This is a genomic window from Bacteroides sp. An51A, from assembly GCF_002161565.1.
Classification (GTDB): Bacteria; Bacteroidota; Bacteroidia; order Bacteroidales; family Bacteroidaceae; genus Phocaeicola; species Phocaeicola intestinalis.
Genome location: NZ_NFIC01000006.1, coordinates 108,760 through 131,871 on the forward strand (window position 1 = coordinate 108,760; position 23,112 = coordinate 131,871).

The 23,112-nt window shown below is 45.0% G+C and carries 24 protein-coding genes; 4 read left to right on the forward strand and 20 right to left on the reverse strand.

All coding sequences use genetic code 11. The features are described 5' to 3' along the window. Positions 1-2 precede the first annotated feature (2 nt). The 11 genes from traJ to B5G04_RS12735 form a co-directional block, all read right to left on the reverse strand. Positions 3-1,016 carry a conjugative transposon protein TraJ gene (gene traJ / locus B5G04_RS12685; protein WP_013619035.1) on the reverse strand — a complete coding sequence of 338 codons (1,014 nt, stop codon included), beginning with the start codon at positions 1,014-1,016 and terminating at the stop codon, positions 3-5. 3 nt (positions 1,017-1,019) lie between these two features. Then, positions 1,020-1,649 (reverse strand): DUF4141 domain-containing protein, encoded by a 630-nt coding sequence (locus B5G04_RS12690; RefSeq protein WP_087397504.1) that lies wholly within the window; start codon positions 1,647-1,649, stop codon positions 1,020-1,022. Next, entirely contained in the window at positions 1,646-2,005 is a 360-nt protein-coding gene (locus B5G04_RS12695) for a DUF3876 domain-containing protein (RefSeq protein ID WP_004294975.1), read from the reverse strand. The genes B5G04_RS12690 and B5G04_RS12695 overlap by 4 nt, the downstream gene beginning before the upstream one ends. Before the next feature lie 44 nt (positions 2,006-2,049). Continuing rightward, positions 2,050-2,664 (reverse strand): hypothetical protein, encoded by a 615-nt coding sequence (locus B5G04_RS12700; RefSeq protein ID WP_204247019.1) that lies wholly within the window; start codon positions 2,662-2,664, stop codon positions 2,050-2,052. Between the two features lie 5 nt (positions 2,665-2,669). Further along, the gene (locus B5G04_RS12705) at positions 2,670-5,189 is read right to left on the reverse strand and encodes a TraG family conjugative transposon ATPase (RefSeq protein ID WP_087397508.1); all 2,520 of its coding nucleotides are present in this window, start codon (positions 5,187-5,189) and stop codon (positions 2,670-2,672) included. Next, the gene (locus B5G04_RS12710) at positions 5,186-5,509 is read right to left on the reverse strand and encodes a DUF4133 domain-containing protein (protein ID WP_087397510.1); all 324 of its coding nucleotides are present in this window, start codon (positions 5,507-5,509) and stop codon (positions 5,186-5,188) included. Before B5G04_RS12710 ends, B5G04_RS12705 begins: the two co-directional genes overlap by 4 nt. Before the next feature lie 3 nt (positions 5,510-5,512). Next, on the reverse strand, positions 5,513-5,809 hold the full coding sequence (locus B5G04_RS12715) for a DUF4134 domain-containing protein (RefSeq protein WP_087397513.1): 297 nt from the start codon (positions 5,807-5,809) through the stop codon (positions 5,513-5,515). Positions 5,810-5,993: 184 nt separating this feature from the next. Then, positions 5,994-6,653, reverse strand: coding sequence for a DUF4122 family protein (locus tag B5G04_RS12720; protein WP_087397515.1), 660 nt, complete (start codon positions 6,651-6,653; stop codon positions 5,994-5,996). Next, positions 6,641-7,015, reverse strand: coding sequence for a DUF3408 domain-containing protein (locus B5G04_RS12725; protein ID WP_087397517.1), 375 nt, complete (start codon positions 7,013-7,015; stop codon positions 6,641-6,643). Before B5G04_RS12725 ends, B5G04_RS12720 begins: the two co-directional genes overlap by 13 nt. Positions 7,016-7,017: 2 nt before the next feature. After that, the gene (locus tag B5G04_RS12730) at positions 7,018-7,455 is read right to left on the reverse strand and encodes a DUF3408 domain-containing protein (protein ID WP_004326325.1); all 438 of its coding nucleotides are present in this window, start codon (positions 7,453-7,455) and stop codon (positions 7,018-7,020) included. A 5-nt stretch (positions 7,456-7,460) separates the two neighbouring features. Beyond that, positions 7,461-8,213, reverse strand: a complete 753-nt coding sequence (locus tag B5G04_RS12735; RefSeq protein ID WP_005776850.1) for a ParA family protein — start codon at positions 8,211-8,213, stop codon at positions 7,461-7,463. 741 nt (positions 8,214-8,954) lie between these two features. On the opposite strand from B5G04_RS12735, the gene mobA reads away from it, so the two are divergent. The 4 genes from mobA (at position 8,955) to B5G04_RS12760 (ending at position 13,430) form a co-directional block, all read left to right on the forward strand. Beyond that, complete coding sequence (gene mobA / locus B5G04_RS12745) at positions 8,955-9,377, forward strand: conjugal transfer protein MobA (protein ID WP_204247020.1); 423 nt, start codon at positions 8,955-8,957, stop codon at positions 9,375-9,377. Continuing rightward, positions 9,362-10,624 (forward strand): conjugal transfer protein MobB, encoded by a 1,263-nt coding sequence (gene mobB / locus B5G04_RS12750; protein WP_087397521.1) that lies wholly within the window; start codon positions 9,362-9,364, stop codon positions 10,622-10,624. Before mobA ends, mobB begins: the two co-directional genes overlap by 16 nt. 62 nt (positions 10,625-10,686) lie before the next feature. Continuing rightward, positions 10,687-12,723: a conjugal transfer protein MobC gene (mobC, locus tag B5G04_RS12755; protein ID WP_087397524.1), complete on the forward strand. Its 2,037-nt coding sequence runs from the start codon at positions 10,687-10,689 to the stop codon at positions 12,721-12,723. A 293-nt stretch (positions 12,724-13,016) separates the two neighbouring features. Then, a complete protein-coding gene (locus B5G04_RS12760) occupies positions 13,017-13,430 on the forward strand; it encodes a hypothetical protein (protein ID WP_087397527.1) in 414 nt (137 codons plus the stop codon). 3 nt (positions 13,431-13,433) lie between these two features. Here the strand turns inward: B5G04_RS12760 and B5G04_RS12765 are convergent, their stop codons facing one another. The 9 genes from B5G04_RS12765 to B5G04_RS12805 form a co-directional block, all read right to left on the reverse strand. Further along, positions 13,434-14,717, reverse strand: a complete 1,284-nt coding sequence (locus B5G04_RS12765) for a sigma-54 dependent transcriptional regulator (protein ID WP_087397529.1) — start codon at positions 14,715-14,717, stop codon at positions 13,434-13,436. Continuing rightward, a complete protein-coding gene (locus B5G04_RS12770) occupies positions 14,698-17,016 on the reverse strand; it encodes a hybrid sensor histidine kinase/response regulator (RefSeq protein WP_087397531.1) in 2,319 nt (772 codons plus the stop codon). Before B5G04_RS12770 ends, B5G04_RS12765 begins: the two co-directional genes overlap by 20 nt. A gap of 288 nt (positions 17,017-17,304) precedes the next feature. After that, positions 17,305-17,889, reverse strand: coding sequence for a DUF2271 domain-containing protein (locus B5G04_RS12775; protein ID WP_087397533.1), 585 nt, complete (start codon positions 17,887-17,889; stop codon positions 17,305-17,307). A 12-nt stretch (positions 17,890-17,901) separates the two neighbouring features. Further along, positions 17,902-18,420, reverse strand: coding sequence for a PPC domain-containing DNA-binding protein (locus tag B5G04_RS12780; RefSeq protein ID WP_087397534.1), 519 nt, complete (start codon positions 18,418-18,420; stop codon positions 17,902-17,904). 12 nt (positions 18,421-18,432) lie between these two features. Continuing rightward, entirely contained in the window at positions 18,433-19,461 is a 1,029-nt protein-coding gene (locus tag B5G04_RS12785; protein ID WP_087397536.1) for an aldo/keto reductase, read from the reverse strand. 20 nt (positions 19,462-19,481) lie between these two features. Beyond that, positions 19,482-20,234 (reverse strand): sulfite exporter TauE/SafE family protein, encoded by a 753-nt coding sequence (locus B5G04_RS12790; protein WP_087397538.1) that lies wholly within the window; start codon positions 20,232-20,234, stop codon positions 19,482-19,484. Between the two features lie 32 nt (positions 20,235-20,266). Continuing rightward, complete coding sequence (gene ribB, locus B5G04_RS20735; RefSeq protein WP_343211173.1) at positions 20,267-21,784, reverse strand: 3,4-dihydroxy-2-butanone-4-phosphate synthase; 1,518 nt, start codon at positions 21,782-21,784, stop codon at positions 20,267-20,269. Further along, positions 21,756-22,163, reverse strand: a complete 408-nt coding sequence (locus B5G04_RS12800) for a VOC family protein (RefSeq protein ID WP_087397542.1) — start codon at positions 22,161-22,163, stop codon at positions 21,756-21,758. The genes ribB and B5G04_RS12800 overlap by 29 nt, the downstream gene beginning before the upstream one ends. An 8-nt stretch (positions 22,164-22,171) precedes the next feature. Then, positions 22,172-22,972, reverse strand: a complete 801-nt coding sequence (locus tag B5G04_RS12805) for a Cof-type HAD-IIB family hydrolase (protein ID WP_087397544.1) — start codon at positions 22,970-22,972, stop codon at positions 22,172-22,174. Positions 22,973-23,112 lie beyond the last annotated feature (140 nt).

Below are 23,112 nucleotides of genomic sequence, written 5' to 3' on the forward strand. Positions count from 1 at the left end.
GTTTATTTTCCACGCAGACGCCCTCCGATATTTCCCAGTCCGGAACCTGCGGCACCGGCTGCAAATCCTCCGGCCTTGGTCGCGGTACGGTTGATGTTGCGGTTATAGTTTCCGCCACCGCCTGCCTGTACAATCCATCCGGCCACGGTCGGCACGGTAAAATATCCGATGATACCTATGAGCATGAAGATCACATATACCGAATTGGAGTTGTCCAGCGAATAGTTCGGATTGTTCTGGAGCTCCAGGATGTCGTTCTGCAGCATGAGCACCTGAATCTTAGCCAGCATACAGCTGAAAAGGTCACTCACGGGAAGCCACAGATAGACGGAAATGTAACGTGTGAACCACTGGCTGAGCGTGGACTGGAAACCGTCCCACACACTGAAGGCAAAGGCAATGGGACCAAGGATGGACAATACAACCAGAAAAAAAGTCCTTACCGTATCTATAAGCAGGGATGCCGCAGCAAAAAGCAGTTCCAGCAGACTGCGGAAGGCGTCCCGGATATTCTTTTCCAGATTGTACATGCCCACTTCCATATACATGCCCATACGGGTTGCCATGGCATCGGGCGACCATCCGAGCTCGTCCAGCTGACGGTCAAACTCCTCATCGCTGACCAGATAGGCCGTTTCCGGATTACGGAGCATGGCTTCACGTTCCAGCCTGTCCTTCTGCTCACGGTACTGCTGCATGTCCATCGTCTGCCCCTCAAGCATCTTGTGGGTTCCCTGCACAATCGGACTCAGCACCGTATTCATCGTTCCGAGTACCAGAGTCGGGAAAAGCATGATGCAGATGCCTATCGCAAACGGGCGCAGAAGCGGATACACGTCTATCGGTTCGGCACGGGCAAGCGACTGCCATACACGGACGGCCACATAAAACAGGGCACCGAGTCCGGCAAGTCCCTTGGCCACATCCAGCATATCCCCGCAAAGGGGCATCATTTCATTGTAAAGGCTCTCAAGAATGGTATGGAGATTCGAGAAATCCACGGATAACAATACCATAGGCTACCAGTATTTGGAGGTGTCATTGCCATAAAGCTTCAGGACACGGTCAAGGTCATTCTTCTTGCGGGCACGCAGAAAACTCACGGCTATATTCCTGTTCGTATAATAATTCACGAGATTGCGGTAACGGCGCATACTGACATAACAGTCATCCACCACGTCCATACGGTCCTTGTCGGTCATGGAAAGGGTGCTGACGTTGATTACCTGCTTGAGGTCCTGCAACACCCCGTTGCTCTCTTCCAGAAGTTTGGTATAACCGAAAGCGATGGCATCCAGCTCTTCGGGAGAAAAGTTCTCGTCACCCAGCATCTTCTGGAAATTGGTCACGTAGATTTCCGACACGTCACCGACCATCAGGATGATTTCACTGACCTTACGGGCATCCTTCACCAGATTGTTGACGGACTTCAGGGCATCGTAGTATTTCTTGTACTGCTGGTATATCTTCACCGTCTCCGCAAAATTCTGGGCGGTACTTGTCGCAGTTGAAGAGGTATGCACGATATTGTCCGACATGTTGATGATACTCTGGGCAAGGTTTCCCGGATCGGTCACCACCCACTGTGCTCGTATCTGTCCGGCAAGAAAAAAGGTTCCTGCACAAAGCAGCAGCAGTCTTTTTCTCATGGACGTACCTCCTTCCTTACATAGTCACCGTTCGGAGAAAAGGTCAATACGTCAGCCGCCTCATTGTAGGCGATGTCTATGCGGTAGCCGGTATTGATGAACAGGTTACCGTTTTCTTCCACCAGCAGATAGGTTTCCGGCTTCAGCTTCCGTGTCTTTCCGCTGCGGGCGAAGACCGTCACCTTGTAGGCGTCCCCTTCCTTATATATAAGGACATCGGGCTTGCCTTCCACACTGCTCCATGAACCGCACAGGCGGTCACAGTCCTTGAACCTGCTCTCACTGCAGCTCTGCAGAAGCAGTGATGCCGCCCCGATCAGGCAGGCGGCCAGTCTGTACAACTGTCTGTTTTTCATGTCTTGTCTTTTTTAATGATGTTGTTCTTGTTTTACTGAATCTCTCAAAGTCCCATCTTGCGTCTCTTTGGCTTCGGAGTGACCGGGATGTGGACTTTTCCGGTCGGCCTGTCCTTACAGGCTGGCTGCCGACATTCCTTGCGGATAATGGTATCGTCCTTTTTGTTTGGGGACTTCAGGCCAACCATGGTTTCAAACCTGGCATAAAGTTCTTTATATGCCTTTTCTGACTGTTGCCGCCTGATTTCATCCGGGGAATTCCGGTCAATGCCGTATTTCATGAGAAAACAGGAATTAATGAAAGGGCTGTCAATATTCTTCAGGTTGGCTATGAAACCTCCCAGCTTTTCCAGTTCCCCGTACAGCTTGTCGAGATACTGTACGGGAGGAGGGGAACAAAGCCGCTCGAAGACCTTCTCCACAGCATGTGTCAGTCTTACATCGACCTCCACGGCATCAGGTATCTCGCCTCTGAGCCTTCTTTCCCTGTAATCTTCCGGTTCCATACTTTCAAGCCGGTGGTACAGTTCATAGTCCTCTGAAAATCCGTAATGTTCACGGATATCCTTCGGTATGTCCCATCCGTTCATCAGGGACCAGTAGAGACATTCGATTGTCTCCTTACGCTTTCTTTCATCCGATTCAAAACTGTCATTCATAACCGTCATGCTTTACCGTTTGACCTTTTCCTTTCCCTTCTCATTTCCGCAATGCGTTTCACGGCCAGTTCCAGATTTCCGCCCAGTTCCTTGGCCAGATTCTGCAATTCCAGCTTTTCCGACTCTTCCGTGGTATATACGGCATATTCCTCATCGCTGACTTCCGTGGCATACACGGCCGAGTGAGTACCGCCAAGACCGATCCAGACCTCACGGTAGAAACGTCCGGGATGGTTGGCCTGATTAATGGACAGGATCTGTCCACGTTCCTTGTCGGTCAGTCCGAGAAGCCGCTGGATATGGTCGAACTTGTTCATGTATTTCCGCTGGTCAAGAAGAATCTTGCAGTCACTGTTGTTGATGATAGCTTCCTTTACGACAGGGGAACTGATGATGTCATCCACTTCCTGGGTGACCACCACGGCCTCACCGAAATATTTTCTGACGGTCTTAAAGAGATACTTTATGTACTCACTCATATTGGCGGACATCAGGGCTTTCCAGCATTCCTCAATAAGTATCATCTTGCGGATACCTTTCAAACGGCGCATCTTGGCGATGAAGGTTTCCATGATTATCAGCGTGACCACGGGCAGAAGCACCTTGTTTCCGCTGATATTGTCCAGTTCAAATACGATAAAGCGCTTGTTGGTAAGATCCAGTTCCTTGTCCGAATTAAGCAGGAAATCATAATCACCGCCACGGTAGAACGGTTCCAGCACGTTCAGGAAACCGTCGATGTCAAAATCCTTCTCACGGACTTTTTTCTCCTCAATCATCCGACGGTAGTCATCACGCACAAACTCGTAGAATCCGTTGAAATCGGGTCTGACATCCCTGTTTTCCGTTATCCTGCGGATGTATGCGTTCACCGCTCCAGAAAGGGCCACTTCTTCCGAACGCCTTGGGGCTTCATCCTCACGTTTCCAGAGTGTGAGTATCAGTGTCTTGATGCTTTCACGCTTTTCCACGTCAAATTCCCCAGAATCCGTATAGAACGGATTGAAGGCGATGGGATTGTCCTCCTCATAGGTGATATAGATACCGTCCTCGCCATGTGTCCGGTCATGAATCAGGCTGCAAAGTCCCTGATAGCTGTTTCCGGTATCCACCAGCAGGATATGGGTACCCTGTTCATAATACTGGCGGACAAGGTGGTTCGTAAAGAAGGATTTACCGCTGCCGGAGGGACCGAGTATGAACTTGTTGCGGTTGGTAATGATTCCCTTGCGCATGGGCAGGTCACTGATGTCCAGATGAAGCGGTACGCCGCTCTGCCTGTCCGTCATACGGATACCGAACGGGCTGGGCGAACTGCGGTAATTCGTTTCCGAAGCAAACAGGCAGACAGCCTGTTCCAGAAAGGTATAGAAACTTTCCTCAGCCGGAAAATCGCCCGCATTGCCTGGAATACCAGACCAGTACAGCACCGGGGTATCTATCGTGTTGTAATGGGGTACGCATCCCATCAGGGCAAGCTGGCTGCCGGTATCGTTCTTGATACGCCTTAACTCTTCCTCGTCTTCCGCCCAGGCCAGTACATTACAGTGGCACCGTACCGGAACAAGCCCATTCGTATGCGCCTCGTCAAGATACATTTCTGCCCATTCATAGTTCACGGCATTGCTGCGGCTGTATTTCGACAGGGACAACATGTTGCGTGAAGTCTTTTCCATGCGTTGCAGGATTTCCTGCGCGTCATCGATAAACACGTACTGCGAATAGACATGGTTGCATGAAAGCAGAAGTCCTACCGGAGCCGCAAACGAAAGACGGCAGTCGCTACGGTCAGTGGACAAGCGCTCATAACGCATGTCCGTGCCCACACTGCCGGGAAGGTCTTCCGTATCGGAAAGCACATGCAGGCAAAGACGTTTGTCACCGATGCGCATACGTTCTGGATCAAGGCAGATGTCCTGCAATACGGGGTGCGTGTCCTCCATACCGAGAGTCAGGTATCTTTCAATCAGCCCGGGACATTCTTCCGTTCCGATAACCTCTTCAGTTCTGAGACGCTTCATCCTGACATGCCCCGAATCGTTCATGATACGCTCGAACTGCTCCACCGCCTCCAGGAATTTCACGACCGAATCCCAGTCCGTGATTTCCTTGGGAAGGATATAGCCGCGGCACAGGGTACTGAAATCACTGCGGCGACGGGCACGTTCGCGTGTGGTCTTTGTCAGATACAGGAAGCAGCGGTGTCTGAGATACGGGCGTTCGTTGAAATGACGCTCATAGCTGCGGGACAGGAAACTTTCCGTCCCGTCTCCTTCGCTCCGGTAGTTTTCCTTGACGAACCAGTCCTGCTTGTACACGACCGAATAATTGGGAAGCACCTTCATGGCCTTCACCCAGGTACCGTGAATGGCTTCATATTCCGCCGCCGTCACCGTGTACAGTTCAGGCAGCTCGACCTCAAAGGCTACCGTAATGTCCGCATCCTTGCTTACGATGCAGTTGTTTTCCACGGCCAGAATCGGGAATCTGTCTTCCAGATCACAGGCCTTCAATACACTTCTCATTTCTTTCTCTTCTTTTTGGTTAATGCTCTGAATATTCTGCGACGGGCTGACAGATAGCGCGGATGGCGTTTCTCGGCCAGCATCTTCATCAGCCCGTGCTCACCGTAGCGGGTATTCATGCGGAAGGTCAGCCATACGGCCAGGGAACCGGATACTGCTCCGAAAGACAGGCATACCAGCTGGCTGACACCGGCCATATACAGGACTACCACCGCAAGAAAGACCGATACAAGACCTCCGGCAAAAAAGAACAGGTACTGTGATTTCAAGCCCTTGAACTCAATCGGACGGCCTGCTCCTTTGTTGATACGGTAATCCATGGCTTACAGGAAGAAGGAACGGAGAATGGTGGCGGCCACAATCAGGAAGATGCAGGCGAAGAACCAGCTTGCCGCAGTCTTGGACGTATCCGGGTCACCGCTGCTGAACTTGCCATACGTCTTGATACCGCCGACCAGACCGAGTACGGCTCCGATGGCATAACACAATTTGGTGGCCGGATCGAAATACGAAGTCATAAGGCTGGTAGCCTCATTGATGCCGGCAAGACCCTGTCCCTGTGCGAAGGCACCTGCCGCTACCAGCACACACAATACTGAAAATAGGATTCTTCTCTTCATTGTCGAATCATTTTGGGGTTTGACATAAATTTTGAATTCGACTGCAAATATATAAGGCTTAAACCGCTGTGATACAACACCGTCATCAGATGTCACCAGATGTCATCAGATGTCATTCAGGAAGCCTTACAGACATAAAAAAAGCATCCCGAAAAGATTTCCGGGATGCCTGAATATATCGGTGTCAGATATATTTCCGCCAGTTGTCAGACGGTTCATTCCCATCCTTTACTTTAAGCGGTTTGGGATTGCCGTCCTCATCAAGATACCTGTCTATCAGTTCCTCTACAATCGCGGAATTCTCCATATTGGAAAGGAACACATCAATCAGGCTGGTCTGCCTGATGGAGAACAGGACACGGGCTGCCTGCATGGCCTTCTCATGGTCGGCTTCATCCTGATGTGTCAGATATTCGCCGAGTACTTCCATGTCCTTGCTGGACAGAACAGGTGATACGGATTCCACTTCGGGAGACTCCGCATCAAGGTCTTCCTGGACTTCCTGCAGGAGTTTCATCTTATCCAGCTGAAGGTTGCATTCCACATCTTCCTGCTGCACATCCTCCTCCTCACCGATAAAATTCCTTTCAAGTGGCTGGCTCATGAAGGGAGCGGCAGTCTTTCCGGCATTCTCGTCCAGATAGACATAACGGGTACTTCCCATCACTTCTGCATCTGAAACCGCAGATTCCGTTACGACAGTTTCTTTCTTTTCCTTCTTCACGCAAGGTTTCCCATAAAGCAGGGTACAAACAGTTTCGATACGCCTTCTCCAGCCATACACGCTGTACAGCAAATAGCCTATACAGACAATCCGTACACAGAAGTATATCAGTTCTTCCATAAAGAATCCTTATAGAGAAAACATTCAAGTTCATTCTTCAGCAATTCTCCGTGGCGTTTCAAGTGTTCCTCCACGATATTGCTCACATAGACTGAAACACTCATGCCGGGAGCCATAAACGGAATAAGGCGGCTTGCCTTGTTGTACAAACCGCAACGGATACGAATCTGACGTCCTTTCCCGACTGGAGCATCGTTCAGATACACACGGCTATATTCGGGAAAACAGTTCGCTATTCCTATTTTCTCATTCAACTCTCTGACCTGTCTTTTCAGTGAACAAATCTTATTGAATAGTAAATAAACGCAACATAACAGCAGACCGCAAACCAATACGGCAACAGTCAATACAATCCACATCATTTTCAGAATGTTTTTGGGGTTTTTCGGCGAAACAGCTCGCCAAGCTCTTCACTGTAAGTCTCAAGATGGTGTGCCAGCACATTATCCAAAAAAGCGGGCACACTCATGTCATCACTCAGAAGGGGAAGGATACGGGCCAGCCTGCAATACATGTCATAGCTGATATAGGTCTGCTTTCTGTGTACGGACTTCTTTCTGTCCAGAAACAGTTCCTTATACATTTCCACCTTCTCTTCCAGTCCGGGGTCAGCGCGAATCGTCTTGCGGGACTTTTCCTGTCCCTGTGTCTTTACTTCCGGCACATTTTTTTCCTTTTCTGTGACAGGAAGAACATTCTCGCCGACATCTGCTCCAGATTTACCACAGGAAATGGATTCACTGGCCATCATGTCCTTCAAGGCATCCTCATCCACCTTGAATATCTCTCTTTTCTTTGCCATAGTTCTTATCCCGGAAATATGATACGTTCCATCTCCTGGGCAAAAGCCTCAAGACGGCTGTCTTTCAGTAGTGATTCGGAAGGAGGAAGAAGGGTGCAGCGGAAATGCTGTCTGGAAGAAGGTGTCATTTCCTTGTTGAAGCGTTCAAGATCCGGAAGTACGGTTTCAAAGACCTTCAACCCCATACGGAGCACTATTGCATTATACATTACATACAGTTCTTTTGAAGTACGGCTGTCCATACGGTTCCAGAATAAACGTATGTCCTTCAGGGGAGCTTCCGGATGCTGTCCGATAAAATCCTGAACGGTCGATACAAAGGAAAGGCTGCTCTGCATGACCATACGGTCCTTTACAATGGGAGTAAAGATAAAATCCATGTTCATGACGGACTCGAATACACCACGGGAGTTCACCGTTCCGGGAAGATCGAAGAATATCAGGTCATAGTCGCCTTCCAGTTTGCCGGGAATCTCTGCGGCTGCCTCCGGCGTGGAAGTGACGATCGGATAGGCCTTACGGGAACCGTCTTCAAACTGACGGCAGAAAAGTCGCTGGTGATACTCGCTTTTCTCAAGGTTCTTCAAATCCCTTCCCCTTAGTTTTTCCAGACTGAACTGGGGATAGTCACAGTCAACAACAGCAACTTTCAGACCTTTTACATAATTAAAATAACTGGCAAGAACCGCTGTTACCGTGGACTTGCCCACACCGCCTTTCTGATTGCTGAAGGCGACAAGAATTGGACGTTTGTTCATACCTTTTGTTTTTGGGGTTAATATTCACTTTTTCTTTCACTAATCTTACAATGGCATCACGCTATTGTGATACTATTGTTGCCATGTTATTATGTCCTTATGTTATTGCAATACTATGTTGTTACGTTATTATGTCCTTACGTTATTGCAATACTATGTTGTTATGTTATTATGTCCTTATGTTATTGCAATACTATGTTGCCATGTTATTATGTCCTTATGTTATTGCAATACTATGTTGTTATGTTATTATGTCCTTATGTTATTGCAATACTATGTTGCCATGTTATTATGTCCTTATGTTATTGCAATACTATGTTGTTATGTTATTATGTCCTTATGTTATTGCAATATTGCACGCTTAAATCGCGTCAAAAATAAGGTCTTTCAAGCATACAGGTAATATGTAGCCTGCACCATGACATCAGATGTCATCAGACGTCTTTATATGTCATACAATCCACTATTTCACAACTGTTTACACGGTCATAATTTTGCAAAGTCAGAACCGATAGACGATTTGGAACATCTTCCGACGGACAGCAGCACGCCGCTCACGTCGCGCAGCAATCCGCCGGAGGTGGATTCTCTGTTCAAACGAACAGAGCAAGTTGTGTTTTTGTACGACAGAAATTATTCTGCCATACAAAAACCAACTTGCCCTCCCTAACGGTCGGGGGATTTTCCTCCAAAGTCGGAAAATCTGACGGAGAAAGCAAAACAACCCAAAAGCAGAAAAACATGGAGAAAAAACAGGCAAGAAGGACAGGCAGAAAACCGAAGACTGATCCGGCGGACTACAAGTACAATTTCCGTCTGAACGCACAGGAGAAAAGCAGATTTGAGAAACTGTTTCTGGAATCCGGAGCAAGGGACAGGACAATCTTTATCAAGAAATCAATCTTTTCAGAACAACTGAAGGTAATCAAGGTGGATAAGGTTTCCATGGACTATTACATCCGGCTCGGGGAATTTTACAGACAGTTCCAGGCAATAGGCAACAATTACAATCAGGTCGTAAGGGCCGTACAGAAAAATTTCGGGGACAAAAGGGCGATGTCCTTGCTTTACAAACTTGAAAAGGCTACCCTGGAACTGATATTGCTCAACAAGCAGATTATGGCATTAACCAAAGAATATGAAAAGGAATGGTTGCAAAGATAAGTCATGGAGCAAGCCTTTACGGAGCGCTGGTCTATAATCATGAAAAGGTATTTCAAGGGACAGCGGAAATCCTGTCCGGACACCGGATGATTTCCGACCGCCCGGGACTGCCGAGCGAGGACATGCGTCTGGCTCTCCTTTCATTTGAAAACCATCTGACGGTAAACAGGAGAACAGACAAGCCGGTCCTGCATATCGCCCTCAGTCCGGCACCGGAAGACAGGCTGGACAATGACAGGCTGGCGGAACTAGCAGAAAAATACATGCAGAAAATGGGATACGGTGACCAGCCGTTCATCGTGTACAGACATGGAGATACCTGCAACACGCACGTACATATCGTGAGTGTATGCATTGACGATGAAGGAAGGAAAATCAATGACTCCTATGAACACCGCCGTTCAATGACAGCCTGCCGGGAACTGGAACAGGAATTCGGACTGCGTAACAGTGCGGATAGGGAAAGACGGAATCCGAAAGCGGAACTGAAAAAGGTGAATGCCTCACAGGGGGATATACGCCATCAGATAGGAAACACACTGAAGGCCGTACTGGAAAGCTACCGTTTCCAGACTTTCGGAGAGTATTCCGCACTGCTTTCCACACTGAACATTGAAGCTCGACAGGTTCGGGGCGATTACATGGGAACACCCTATACGGGCATCATCTATTCGGCTACAGATGATAGTGGGAAAGTTGTCAGCCCTCCGATAAAAAGTGCAAGGTTCGGCAAGCGTTTCGGAAATACGGGACTGTCCGAACGTATGTTACGGCATACACAGGACTTCAAGGAAGGCAGATGGGCTCCTGCCATATCCGGCAAGGTCGTATGGGCCATGCGTAACGCAAAATCGGAACAGGAATTCAGGGAACTGCTGAAACAGGAGCACATTGATGTGGTATTCCGAAGGAACGATACCGGACGTATCTACGGTGTCACATTCATAGACCATGAACGGCGCGAGGTGTTCAACGGTTCACGTATGGGAAAGGAGTTTTCCGCCAACGTATTCAACGGCCTTGTCAACTGGTGGGAAGGAATACTCTGGCAGGACAGACAACAGTCAGGTCCGGAGGAACTTTGGAAACGGTACGGTCACCGTATGGAAGAAAACAGTGCGCTTGAACAGGCGGCAGGCATCTTCTCCTTTGAGGCAAATCCGGCAGTCGATTACGAGGAAGAAGCGTTCCGTCGCCGCATGAAACGGAAAAAGAAACCGCAGAAGCGCAAATCACGCGGTATCTGATCAATCAAAATGAGTCAACAACAGGGGGAACAACGGATTCCTCCACAATCATCTACATCATTATGCAACAGGAAGACGATTTGAGAGCCCTTGCCAAGATTATGGAATTCGGCAGGGCTGTCAGTATTTTTATTCTGGTAGTCCACGTTTATGTGTACTGCTATCCCAGCATGAGCGCCTGGCATCTGAATCTGGATGTCATAGACCGGATACTGATGAATTTTGACAGGACAACCGGTATATTCGGCTGTATCCTTTGGACAAAACTGATGGCAGTGCTTCTGCTGGCCATATCCTGCATGGGTACCATCGGAGTCAAAGGCGAGAAGATTACATGGCAACGTATATGGGCGGTACTTACTGCCGGGGCGGTTCTGTTTTTCATGAACTGGTGGCTGCTTGACATGCCTTTTCCGCACGAAGCTATTACTGCCTTGTATGTGGTGACTCTCGCTACCGGTTATCTATGCCTGCTCATGGCGGGACTGTGGATCAGCAGGCTTTACAGACATAACCTGATGGAGGACGTGTTCAATATGGAAAACGAATCCTTCATGCAGGAGACAAGGCTGATGGAGAATGAATACTCGGTCAATCTGCCCACCAGATTCCAGTATGGTGGCAAGCTCAACGACGGCTGGATCAACGTGGTCAATCCTTTCCGCGCGACCATCGTATTGGGGACACCGGGTTCCGGTAAATCATACGCAGTGGTGAACAACTACATCAAGCAGATGATTTCCAAGGGATTCAGTGTCTATATCTATGATTATAAATTTGATGACCTTTCCACCATTGCCTACAATACCTTATTGCACAATATGGACAAATACAAGGTTAAGCCACATTTTTACGTCATCAACTTCGATGATCCGCACCGTTCACACCGCTGCAATCCCATCAATCCGGAGTTCATGACAGACATCTCTGACGCATACGAAGCAAGCTATACTATCATGTTAAATTTGAACAAAACCTGGATTGAAAAACAGGGTGACTTCTTTGTAGAGTCTCCGATTATCCTGCTGGCAGCTATAATCTGGTATTTGAAAATATACAAAAACGGTATCTATTGCAGCTTCCCTCATGCCGTGGAACTGCTGAACAAACCTTACTCTGATTTGTTTACCATATTGACTTCCTATCCGGAACTGGAGAACTACCTTTCTCCTTTCATGGATGCATGGAAAGGTGGGGCTCAGGATCAGCTCCAGGGCCAGATAGCTTCAGCGAAAATTCCGCTTACCAGAATGATTTCTCCACAGCTGTACTGGGTCATGACAGGCAATGATTTTTCTCTGGATATCAATAATCCGAAAGAGCCTAAAATCCTTTGTGTGGGCAATAATCCGGACCGACAGAACATCTATTCCGCTGCGCTCGGACTATATAATTCCAGAATCGTCAAACTGATAAACAAGAAAGGGCAACTTAAAAGCACGGTCATTATAGATGAGCTTCCAACCATCTATTTCCGAGGACTGGACAACCTGATTGCAACGGCACGTTCCAACAAGGTGGCAGTCTGTTTGGGATTTCAGGACTTCAGCCAGCTTAATCGTGACTACGGTGAAAAGGAGAGCAAGGTGATTCAAAATACAGTCGGCAACATATTCAGTGGTCAGGTAGTCGGTGAAACGGCCAAGACACTTTCCGAACGCTTCGGTAAGATTTTACAGAAACGGCAGTCCATATCTATCAACCGTCAGGATGTCTCTACATCGATTAACACCCAACTTGATTCACTGATTCCAGCATCAAAGATTTCCAACCTATCACAGGGTACGTTTGTTGGTTCCGTGTCGGATAATTTCGGTGAGAAAATAGACCAGAAGATTTTCCATGCGGAAATTATCGTGGACCATGCCAAAGTAAGTGCGGAAGAAAAGGCTTATAAAAAAATCCCGGTTATCAACACGTTCAAGGACAGTGAAGGAAATGACATCATGCTTCAGCAGATACAGCGTAATTATGACCAGATAAAGGCGGATGCCCAGGCGATCATCAACGATGAAATGGAACGTATCAAGAGTGATCCGGAACTATGTGAACGGCTGGGAATAGAAAGTGCAGAAGATGAGAAAAGAAAAGCTGAATAGATACAGAATGACAAATAAATCCTGAATCAGTTTGATTTTCAGGGAACATTCCTTATCTTTGAACTTGAAATAGAACATAACGGCGGATTACGGGATGTTTTCCGTCAATTATATACATAAGTCGCAAGTGTCTTAAACTGAAATCTGGCAAAATTTCAAAAACGAAGACTATTGCGTGAGGCTTATGCTATACCCTATAGCGTGAGCCCATGCATGTTTTTCGTTTTGGGCTTGCCAGAGCCTCAGTTTAAAAACAGCATGGGTTTCATGCTTTTATTTTTAATAGCAGAGGTATGGCAAAAGTTCAAATTATTATGCCCGTCACATTGGACGGTTTCCTGCCGGACAAAAATGAGGAACTGATGGAATGGCTCAGGACAGACCGGAACGGATTCCCTTATTGGGAAGAGCGGGCTACATTCAACATGTATCCGCATTACGGCATGCTTGACTTGATGGATGCAAAAGAGAGACGAGACAATAATTGTACCTTTTTTATGAAAGTACAAGACGAAAAAAGTGCCGAATATGCAGGTGGAGTATTTCTCTTCCAACTCGCAGATGAACTGGTCATTTACCTGCTTCCAATATCATACAAAAATGGGAAAAACATAACCGGAAAGATTCAATTCGGACAATGGACTTTGCGTGAGTCCAAAACATTCCGAAACAATATATGTAGATTGGTATACTGCCTTAAAGAATAAAAATTACTTAAGATTAAGTTTCTTCATTTTCTTGTACAGGGCTGTACGACTGCAACCAAGTTCCGCTGCTGTCTTGCTGACATTACCATGATTTTTATCAAGCAGATTTCGTATCCTTTCCTTTTCCTGAATGATACGAATATCCGGATTGTCACTACAATCTACATTGTCCAGTCCCAAGTCACAGACATCCAATAATGCATTATCCGCAACAATTACCGCACGTTTGATCTTTGCGTTCAATTCCCGCACATTACCCGGCCAGTCATATCCCAACATACATGCTTTCGCTTCTTCGGTAAAGCCCTCATTCTTGACACGGATTCTACCGGAATGTTCTTTTCTGAAGAATTCGGCAAGCAGAAGAATATCGTCTTTGCAATCTTTTAATGGCGGTTGAACAATTTCGAGTTCTGCAAGGCGATAATACAAATCCTCACGAAAGCGACCTTCCTCCACCGCTTTTTTCATATCCTCATTGGTAGCTGAAATAATACGTACATCCGTATGTTTCACTTTATCACTTCCTACCGGATTAAACTCCTTTTCCTGAAGGACACGCAGAAGAAGAATCTGCATGGAATACGGCATATTGCCGACTTCATCCAGAAATAAAGTTCCTCCATTGGCTGTTTCAAAATGTCCTTTTCTGTCTGAAACGGCTCCTGTAAAAGCACCTTTGACCGCACCAAAAAATTCAGAAGCCTGTAAATCGTTAGGTATGCTTCCACAATTGACAGCAACGAAAGGCTTGTCACGTCTGCCACTATAACGGTGGATCATCTGGGCTATCACTTCCTTACCGCTTCCGCTCGGACCGAGTATCAGGACTGAAAGTTCCGAAGGTGCCACACGACGAGCCAGTGAAGCGGCTTTCCTTGCGCCTTCGCTGGTACGTTCTACAAAAGAACGCTCCTTACGCACTACAACCGGACTTTTCATCATACTGTGCATTAATTCAAGCAGTTGTTCCTGGTGGACAGGCTTTTCCAAATAATCCTTTGCTCCGAGCTTGATGGCACGGACAGCATCCGAAATACAGGCATAATCCGTCATGACAATAAAAGGAATTTCCATACCGGAACGCATCATCCATTCCAGAAGGCTGATACCGTCACCTTCCGGCAGGCGCACGTCTCCCAATACCAGACTGATTTCGTTTTTCTTCAGGATACTACGTGCACCGGGTTCATCTATAGCTGTCAAAACTTCGTAACCGGCTTTATGCAGCCATTTTTCAATCATGCCGCTAAGTATCATATTGTCCTCAACAATCAGTATTCTCATATTTCCTTAATTCTTTTTCTGTTTCTTCTATCAATTTCTTTACCCACTCTATAATCAGAATTGCATGTTCACAAATAAATTCATCACTACTGTCCATATCATGTAACCGCTCTTGAAAATCACGCAACAAGTATTCCTTTCCTAGCATTTCCCATACAGGTATCATTCGATGTATTGTTTTTCTCATAACTTCACGGTTATCATCTTTCAAGGCTGATTCCAGGTCCTCAAGTTCCTTTCTGGATTCATCGACAACCAAAGATAACATATGCATATTATCATCCGTACCTTCCAATAAACGGGAAAAATCAAATTCACCGGCATCTGATACTTTTGCTTGAGACATAACAGATGATAAAAAAGTCAGCAATGCATGTATATTGAACGGCTTATGAATACAACCTACGAACCCTTCTTTTTCATAAATATCAGTATTGCTGTCACCACGGGCTGTCATGACTGCTATCGGAATCGTTTTTGAATTTCCAATATCTGAATTTCGGAGCAACCTTAACAGAGCGAACCCGTCGGTGTCCGGCATTTGTACATCTGTCAGCACCATATCATAATCCGATTGCCCAAGAGCAGCCACGACTTCCTGGATATTCATACAGGTTGTGCAGGAAACTCCCTTACGCCCAAGCATGTCTTCCGCTATTTTCAACAATATAGGATCATCATCCACAACAAGCACATTCTTCGGTAGAATGGTTATCGAATCATTATCAGGCTTGTCCTCTTCCACAAGTTCATCCGTTACGGGTAAAGGGAATTCAAGCTTGAAAATGCTCCCTTTTCCCGGTGCGCTTTCCACAGCTATAATACCATTCAGGACTTTGACCAGTCCCTTGGTCAGGAAAAGCCCTAAACCGAAGCCCTCGGAATTGATATTCTGTGCGGCACGCTCAAATGGAGAAAATATTCTTTTCAACGTTTCCTCATCCATACCGATACCGGTATCCCTGATTTCAATGTGCAGTTTCCCTTCCAAATATTTTGAATAAAAGCTTATGGTTCCTGTTGGGGTAAACTTGATGGCATTGGTCAGTAAATTGGCCAGTACCTGCTCCAACTTATCTGCATCGCCCTTTACAACAAAAGATGAATTTTGATGTTCAGATTGAAGATATAAGGCCTTTGCAACAGCCTTGCGGGAGAACTCGTCTGAGATGCGTTGCAGGAAACGGTCAAGATAAAATGGTGTGTCGTTACGCAAATCACCGGCTTCATTGATCCGATAGGCATCCATCAGATCATTAACCAAATGCAGGATATGATGGCAGGAATGGCGTATATCATCCAAATATGGTTCGCGTTTCTTTTTCTCCCGTGTTTGGGAAGCCAAATCAGCACAGTTATGAATATTACCGAGCGGGCCACGTATATCATGAGAAACGGTCAGAATTATTCTTTTGCGCATTTCAAGCAAATCCTCGTTTTCCAGAACGGTTTGCTGTAGTTTGAGTTTTATCTTTTCTTCCTTACGTAAATCGGATAGAATAATGAAAAAAGAAATAATAAACAGAACGACAACAATACTTATCACAATAGCAAACAGTCGGAAAGATTTCCATCTTGTCTCCGTTATTTCCAGATACTGTTCTGTAAATGACTGCTGTATTTGGTTATCAAGAGAAGAAACAAAATCATATAACTTGTGATTTAACAGCCTGTTCTGTAAACGCATACTGTCTGCATACGCTTCCATCTGATTGTTCCTCCAATCTCTGGCAGAAGTCAATCTTTCATTGAAGTCCTGTATTTCATTTGTGATGTATGGAACTTGTACCGTCTCTTTCTTTCCAAATAACCCGGCAATTCCTTTCTTTTTCCGCGTTATTGTCTTCATCCGAACCGACTGTGTAGCTATTACAGGTAGTTCATTAGCAAGAATACTGTCGGACTTCTCCCAAGATTGAATAGCTTGCATTATTCGGAATAGGTGCATCTCTTTCGTTTCAAGCAATGCTCGTAAAGAGTCTATTTGAACCGGAAGTAAAGAATTTACGCCACTAGATTTTATTTCAATTAGAACACTATCTGTTTTAAGACGTTGATGATGGTATTTATTATAATCTGATTCATTCCATGCTATAACAGATTCACCTAAAGTTACTAACTTAGTAATATATAAATGAGCTTTATAAATATTTTTACGGGCATATTCTGTTTCATTTATGACGCCCTCAAACCTTCGAAAGCGGAAACGCTCGTTGACCATAACAACAGTCAGAAATAGAACTATAGCTGTTATGATAATATAACCCAGAAATATTTTTTTACGTAACAAACTGCTCATTCGAATGATATAATTTATCCTTTACAACATAAAAGCTTATTTCATACAACAACCAAATTAGCAATGCAACCAGCATAAGTGCGCCTATATCTGATATAGGCATTATAATGGTTGCAATAATAAGAATAGCTACTATTGTAAGTTTTATGGAACAACGTATAATATAAGATCCAATAATCCAAAGCATCTCAAGGACCAATACAGAACCAGTAATTCAAATGCTATTCCTATCATGAAATTTATCAATATGAAAGTTCCCATGCACAATTATATAGAGATATTTCATCCTCATTTGTTAATATGGTATGCTTTTAATTCTGTAATCATATTCTCATTGGTACTGGATTGATTGAAATACCTGACTTCAACGGATATGGAATCGGAAACTTTGTTTCCCCAATGCAGTTTACCAGAATATAAGACTCTACTTTTCCAATACAGTGTACCTTCGACAAAGAACTTATAGATTCCAGGTGGAAGACAATTGCCCTTATCATCCGTTCCATCCCATTGATAGGTCAGGTTTCCATTCTGTGGTGTCGCTCCCGTTATGGCATCCACCTGTGCAGAAGTCATCATTTGTGGCCTAGCCTTGCCAACCCACAGCGGAATGGCATCTTTCCGGTATTCATATCCGCCTTCCACGGTAAATGATGTGGCATAAAGGGTTCGTACCAACCTCCCAGATTCATCTTCTATCCAAATAGCATATTGGCTTGAAGCTATACCGCCACGATGAAATCTGAAAGAGATTTCCAATCGTTCTTCTCCACTGTTGACTGTCTGCGTTTCTGTCGCCTGCAAATGATGACATCCATAAAATCCGGTGCAGACCGACGCAAATGCGATTAATATCCATATTACTTGTCTCATACAACATATTCTTTAATGTTCATTATATTTTTCAAGATCATACACATTCAGCCCCAAGTCTGGATTGTACACGCGACTTACCTGTTCGCCATAATCCTCCACTACAAATTCACCTGCCCCACTCAGTGTAGCGGCAAGCAGGTGTCCTGCCAAGGCTGAACAGTCGCGGCGTCCCACAGTAATGTGCAAGTGTAGGTACACTTTTCCATCCAGCGTGGAAATATTTCCAGTAAGATTGGCTATCTCCATCTGTTCGTGAAAAGTCTTGTCCTCATACCTTTTGGTATCGGGATTAAAGAATCGGAGTGTCAGCTCATTGATTGCTCCAATGCCCGATATAACTCCCGACTCAATTTTCATTTCATGACAGAAAGATACTAAAGCTTTGACTATCTCATCGTGGTTGTTGATACTGACAACATATCTGTTGCCCATTTGTTTGTATATGTACATGGACGGCTGTTTTTGTGCGTTTGCCGAAATGAAGAATAATCCGGCAAACAGCAAGATGAATAAACTAAATCTTTTCATGGCTGCGGAAGCTTAAAACAATTGAGATGAAAGTTCCGGACGCTGGTCTTGATGCCAATAAGGGTAAGGCTTTTCCGTGCGGCTGGCGGTATCCAAACGGCTGACCTGTTCAGGTGTGAGTTTCCAGTCAACTGCACCGAGGTTCTGCCGCAGCTGTTCTTCGGAACTGGCTCCTATAACCAAGCTGCATACAGTAGGACGTTGCAGCAACCAGTTTAAGGCTATTTGCGCTACGGTTTTACCTGTCTCTGCGGAAAGTTCGTCCAGTACATCTACAATGTCATACAAGCGGTCATAAGAAACGACATTATCTCTTACGGGAGCTCCGCCACGCGCCACCCTGCCATCTTGCGGTATGGGATTGTTACGACGATAACGGCCGCCCAACCTTCCTGCTGCTAATGGGCTCCACACTATCGTACCTACTTGTTGGTCAAGAGCCAGCGGCATCAGTTCCCACTCGAAATCACGGTTTAGCAATGAATAATAAACCTGATGTGCTATATACCGAGTCCAGTTGCGGCGCTCAGATATAGAGAGTGATTTCATCAGTTGCCAACCTGAGAAGTTAGAGCAACCGATATAACGTATCTTGCCTTTCGTTACCAAATCGTCCAATGCACGCAAGGTTTCTTCCACTGGAGTATTCCGGTCAAATCCGTGAATATAATAAAGGTCAATATGGTCTGTACCGAGACGACGTAAACTCGCTTCGCAAGCCTCAATGAGATGAAAACGCGACGAACCTTCTTCGTTCCGGCTTTCCCCCATCGGAAAAGTCCCTTTGGTAGCGATGAGTAGCCTGTTCCTTTTGCCAGCAATAGCTTTGCCCAATATTTCTTCTGCAAGCCCACGGGAATATATATCGGCAGTATCGAACATATTCAATCCTGCGTCCAAGCACATATCAATCATACGCGTTGCTGTACTTACTCCGGTATGTCCCCAACCCTCGAAACCGTGAGAGCCACCGAATGTTCCCGTTCCCAATGTCAGTGTCGGAACAAATAATCCCGAACCGTTTAATTTACGATATTCCATACGATAAAAGTTTTTTGAAATTATATAAACAACATAAGTACAGACAGACTGGTAACAGCCGTTGTAAAGTTGCGAAAACCTCTTTCCGGCAATCGCTTTATCAAAATGATTCCGGCCACCCCCCCCAATAGAATAAAAGGAATGGTACAGGCATCCAATATAAGAGACTGTTTCGTGATATTGTCCCACGCCAATATCTGCACTGGAATTTTCAGATAGTTTATGACGAGAAAGAACCATGCATTTGTTCCGATGAAACTATACTTAGGCATCTTTACCGACAAAAGGTATATGGCCATTACCGGCCCTGCGGCATTTCCTATCATCGTGGTAAAACCACCCAAAAGTCCGAAAAGCGGACCATACCACCAACAAGAAGAAAGTCTGTTTTCTTTTCCGTTCCGTTCTGACCAAAACATGACAAGCATTACTATTACAAGACATCCTCCCATCAGATGCTTGAACCCGTCAGGAGGCACAATCTTATCCACCAACAAAGCCAATACAAAACCCATCAAAGCTGTTGGAAGAAGTTTGAATACATATTTCCATTCCGCAATGCGCCGATAGTAAAGTACAGCTACCAAATCAGCTGTACACAATATAGGCAAAATCAAACCTGTCGAAGGTTTTGCCCCGAATGTAAGTGCCATAAGGGGCACAGAGATTAGACTTAAACCCTGAATACCCGTTTTTGACATACCGATTATGAAAGCTGACATAAAAAGCATTCCCCAGTCCGTGGGGGTTTGAATCCATATTGATAAATCCATAAGCTACTTGTTTATAGTCCGAGAACCCGTTTTTATAGTCCGAGAACCCGTTTCAATTCTTGTCTCATCACTTCGGCATCCACATCTTCACCAGTCCAATATTTAAGGGCAATAACCGCCTGATTTACCAACATATTCATACCGGGAAGTACATGCCTACAACCTTTACTTGTCGCATCTTTTACAAAATGCGTATATGCCGGATTAGGAATGCAGTCGGCAACAATCATGTGAGATTTTAATGTGTCAACATTGATATTCAATCGTTGTTCCACGTTAGGATATAAACCAACTGATGTAGCGTTAATAACTATATCCGTATCAGCTGGGATATTGAATTTGTGATCCCATAGAATGAACGACGCTTTAGCCGGAGTCTCCCGGTTTAGCAAATCGGTCAGCACCTTTCCTGTTTCATCTATGTTCAATACCGTTATTTCGGAAGCTCCGGCCAATGCCATTTCCACACAAATAGCACGTGCCGCACCACCTGCACCGAACACCACCAGTTTCTTCCTCTCTATGGATGTTACTTCCGATATTGCCTTTACAAAACCTTTACCATCCGTATTTTCTCCTCGCGTCTTTCCGTCTTTTTCAATGATGACAGTATTGACGGCACCTATAATGCGAGCGGATTCACCTAATTCATCAAGGTATTTGATAACTTCTACCTTATTGGGAATGGAGCAGTTAAAACCTCTCCAACCCATCGCTTTAGCTCCTGCAACGGCTGCTTCCAATCTGTCTGGTCCCACCTCGCAGTTGATGTAACGATAGTGCATACTGTGATGGCGGAATGCAGCCTCCATGATTGCCACTGTCGGGTTTTCTGCAGCAGGTTTTGCAAAAGAGCCTACCAGCTCCGGAAGAAAGTCGGGAGCTGGATTGTAATTTTTCAAATCGTTGATACTCATAACAGGATAATTATAAAGTTTACTAAATTCAATTATTTCAGGCAACTTTGCCATTGTACCATCATCATTGGTAAGTTCACATAACACTGCGTAAGGCTGAAAACCAGCCAATTTCATAAGTTCTACGCTTCCTTCGGTATGCCCTCCTCGCTCTTTCACACCTCCTGGACGGGCAATTAACGGGAATACATGCCCCGGACTATGGAGTGATTGAGGCGTCGCTTTTTCTGCTATGGCGGCTTTTATAGTTTTGACACGGTCTGCGGCCGACACCCCGGTTGTTACTCCTTCAGCCGCTTCTATGGAAATAGTAAAAGCTGTTCCATAAGTGCTGGTATTATGTTCTACCATAAACGGCAGACTGAGTTCTGCAGCTTTTTCTTGTGTAAGACACAGACAGACTATACCACTGCAATGGCGTATCATACACGCCATATCTTTTTCAGAAATTGTCTGTGCGGGGAAAATGAGATCGCCTTCATTCTCTCTGTTCTCATCGTCAACCAACAACACGCCTCTACCTGCTCTAATAGCAAAAATGGCATTCTTTACTCTTGCAGCACTGTTTCCGAATGCTGCCAACAAGTTGCTATTTTCCATTGCTTTATTCCTCTTTTGATAGTTTTCTCTCACAGAATTCAATTTTTTCCTTGTTTGGACCGATTATTGTGAAAAACCGAACTCCATGCTCCCAAAATGGCAAAAATTGGACATGCTCATCCAAACATTGGTAACCGGAACTTTTCATTATTGAAAATATGGAATCGATATCTGTCACATCCAAGGCTATGTGATCTATTGCACCAGGTTTCATTACAGCCTGCTTGTTCTCATAAATCTCCATGGTTAGATTTCCCAACCGTAAAAAGCTCACGGACTCACCGTTTTGTTCATTGACAGTCTGCCATATTACTTCAAATCCAAGATCTTTATAAAAGTGTATGCTCTTTTGCATGTCATTGGTAGGAATACCGACATGTTGAATACCTGAGACTTTTGATTTTATATCCATACGTATATTTATTTAAGAATGATTTTTTTGATTATATGCAAAACACCGTCTTCATCATTTGAGGGAGCCACATAACGTGCGAAACTTTTTAATTCAATAGCAGAATTTGCCATACAGTAACTATAAGATACAGTTTGTAGCATTTCTGCATCGTTCATCTGATCGCCAAAAGCCATGCATTCTTCTGCCTTCACAGAGAGATAGTTCTGGATAAACTTCAGTGCATTGCCTTTATTTGCATCACGATGACTTATATCAAGCCAGTTCTGCCCTGATACCACTACTTTTAGAGACTCGTTGAAATGTTGCAAAACAGGATAACTGTTTGCCGAGGAGCCGTTAAAGTCATATATCGCTATTTTGAGAAACACATCATCAGTAATTTCCAATAAATCCGGTACGATTTCACACCGTTCATAATAAGTACGGGCTTGCCTTACAAATTCAATGTATTCATCTTCTATATATGCCTTATTCTTACCGCATAATACAGGATATGCCCCCTTTATATTTCTTATTTCCCGAACAACTTTACGTATCTCTTCTATGGGAATATCAACAACCAATAATTCTTTTGATTTTGAGACCACATAAGTTCCGTTTTCTGCAATAAAAATAATATCGTCCTTTACTTTACTGAAAAGTTTAAGTAAATTGTAGTATTGTCTGCCGCTTGCTGCTACAAACGTAATACCCTTATCTTTTAAATTCTCAAATACTGAAAAAAAATCAGGATGCAGCCTGCCCGTAGAATCCAAAAGAGTCCCGTCCATGTCAGATGCAATCAATTTTATAGTTTGTTTTTCCATAACTTTCTCTAATGTGTGAGTTTATATTTCAATTCTTATTGTATTACTATACAGCAAAATTACATAAGCCGAATTGGCAAGTACTTCACCTATCATTTGCCTGTTGGGATACATATCCCCTAAGACTTCTCCTATATTGA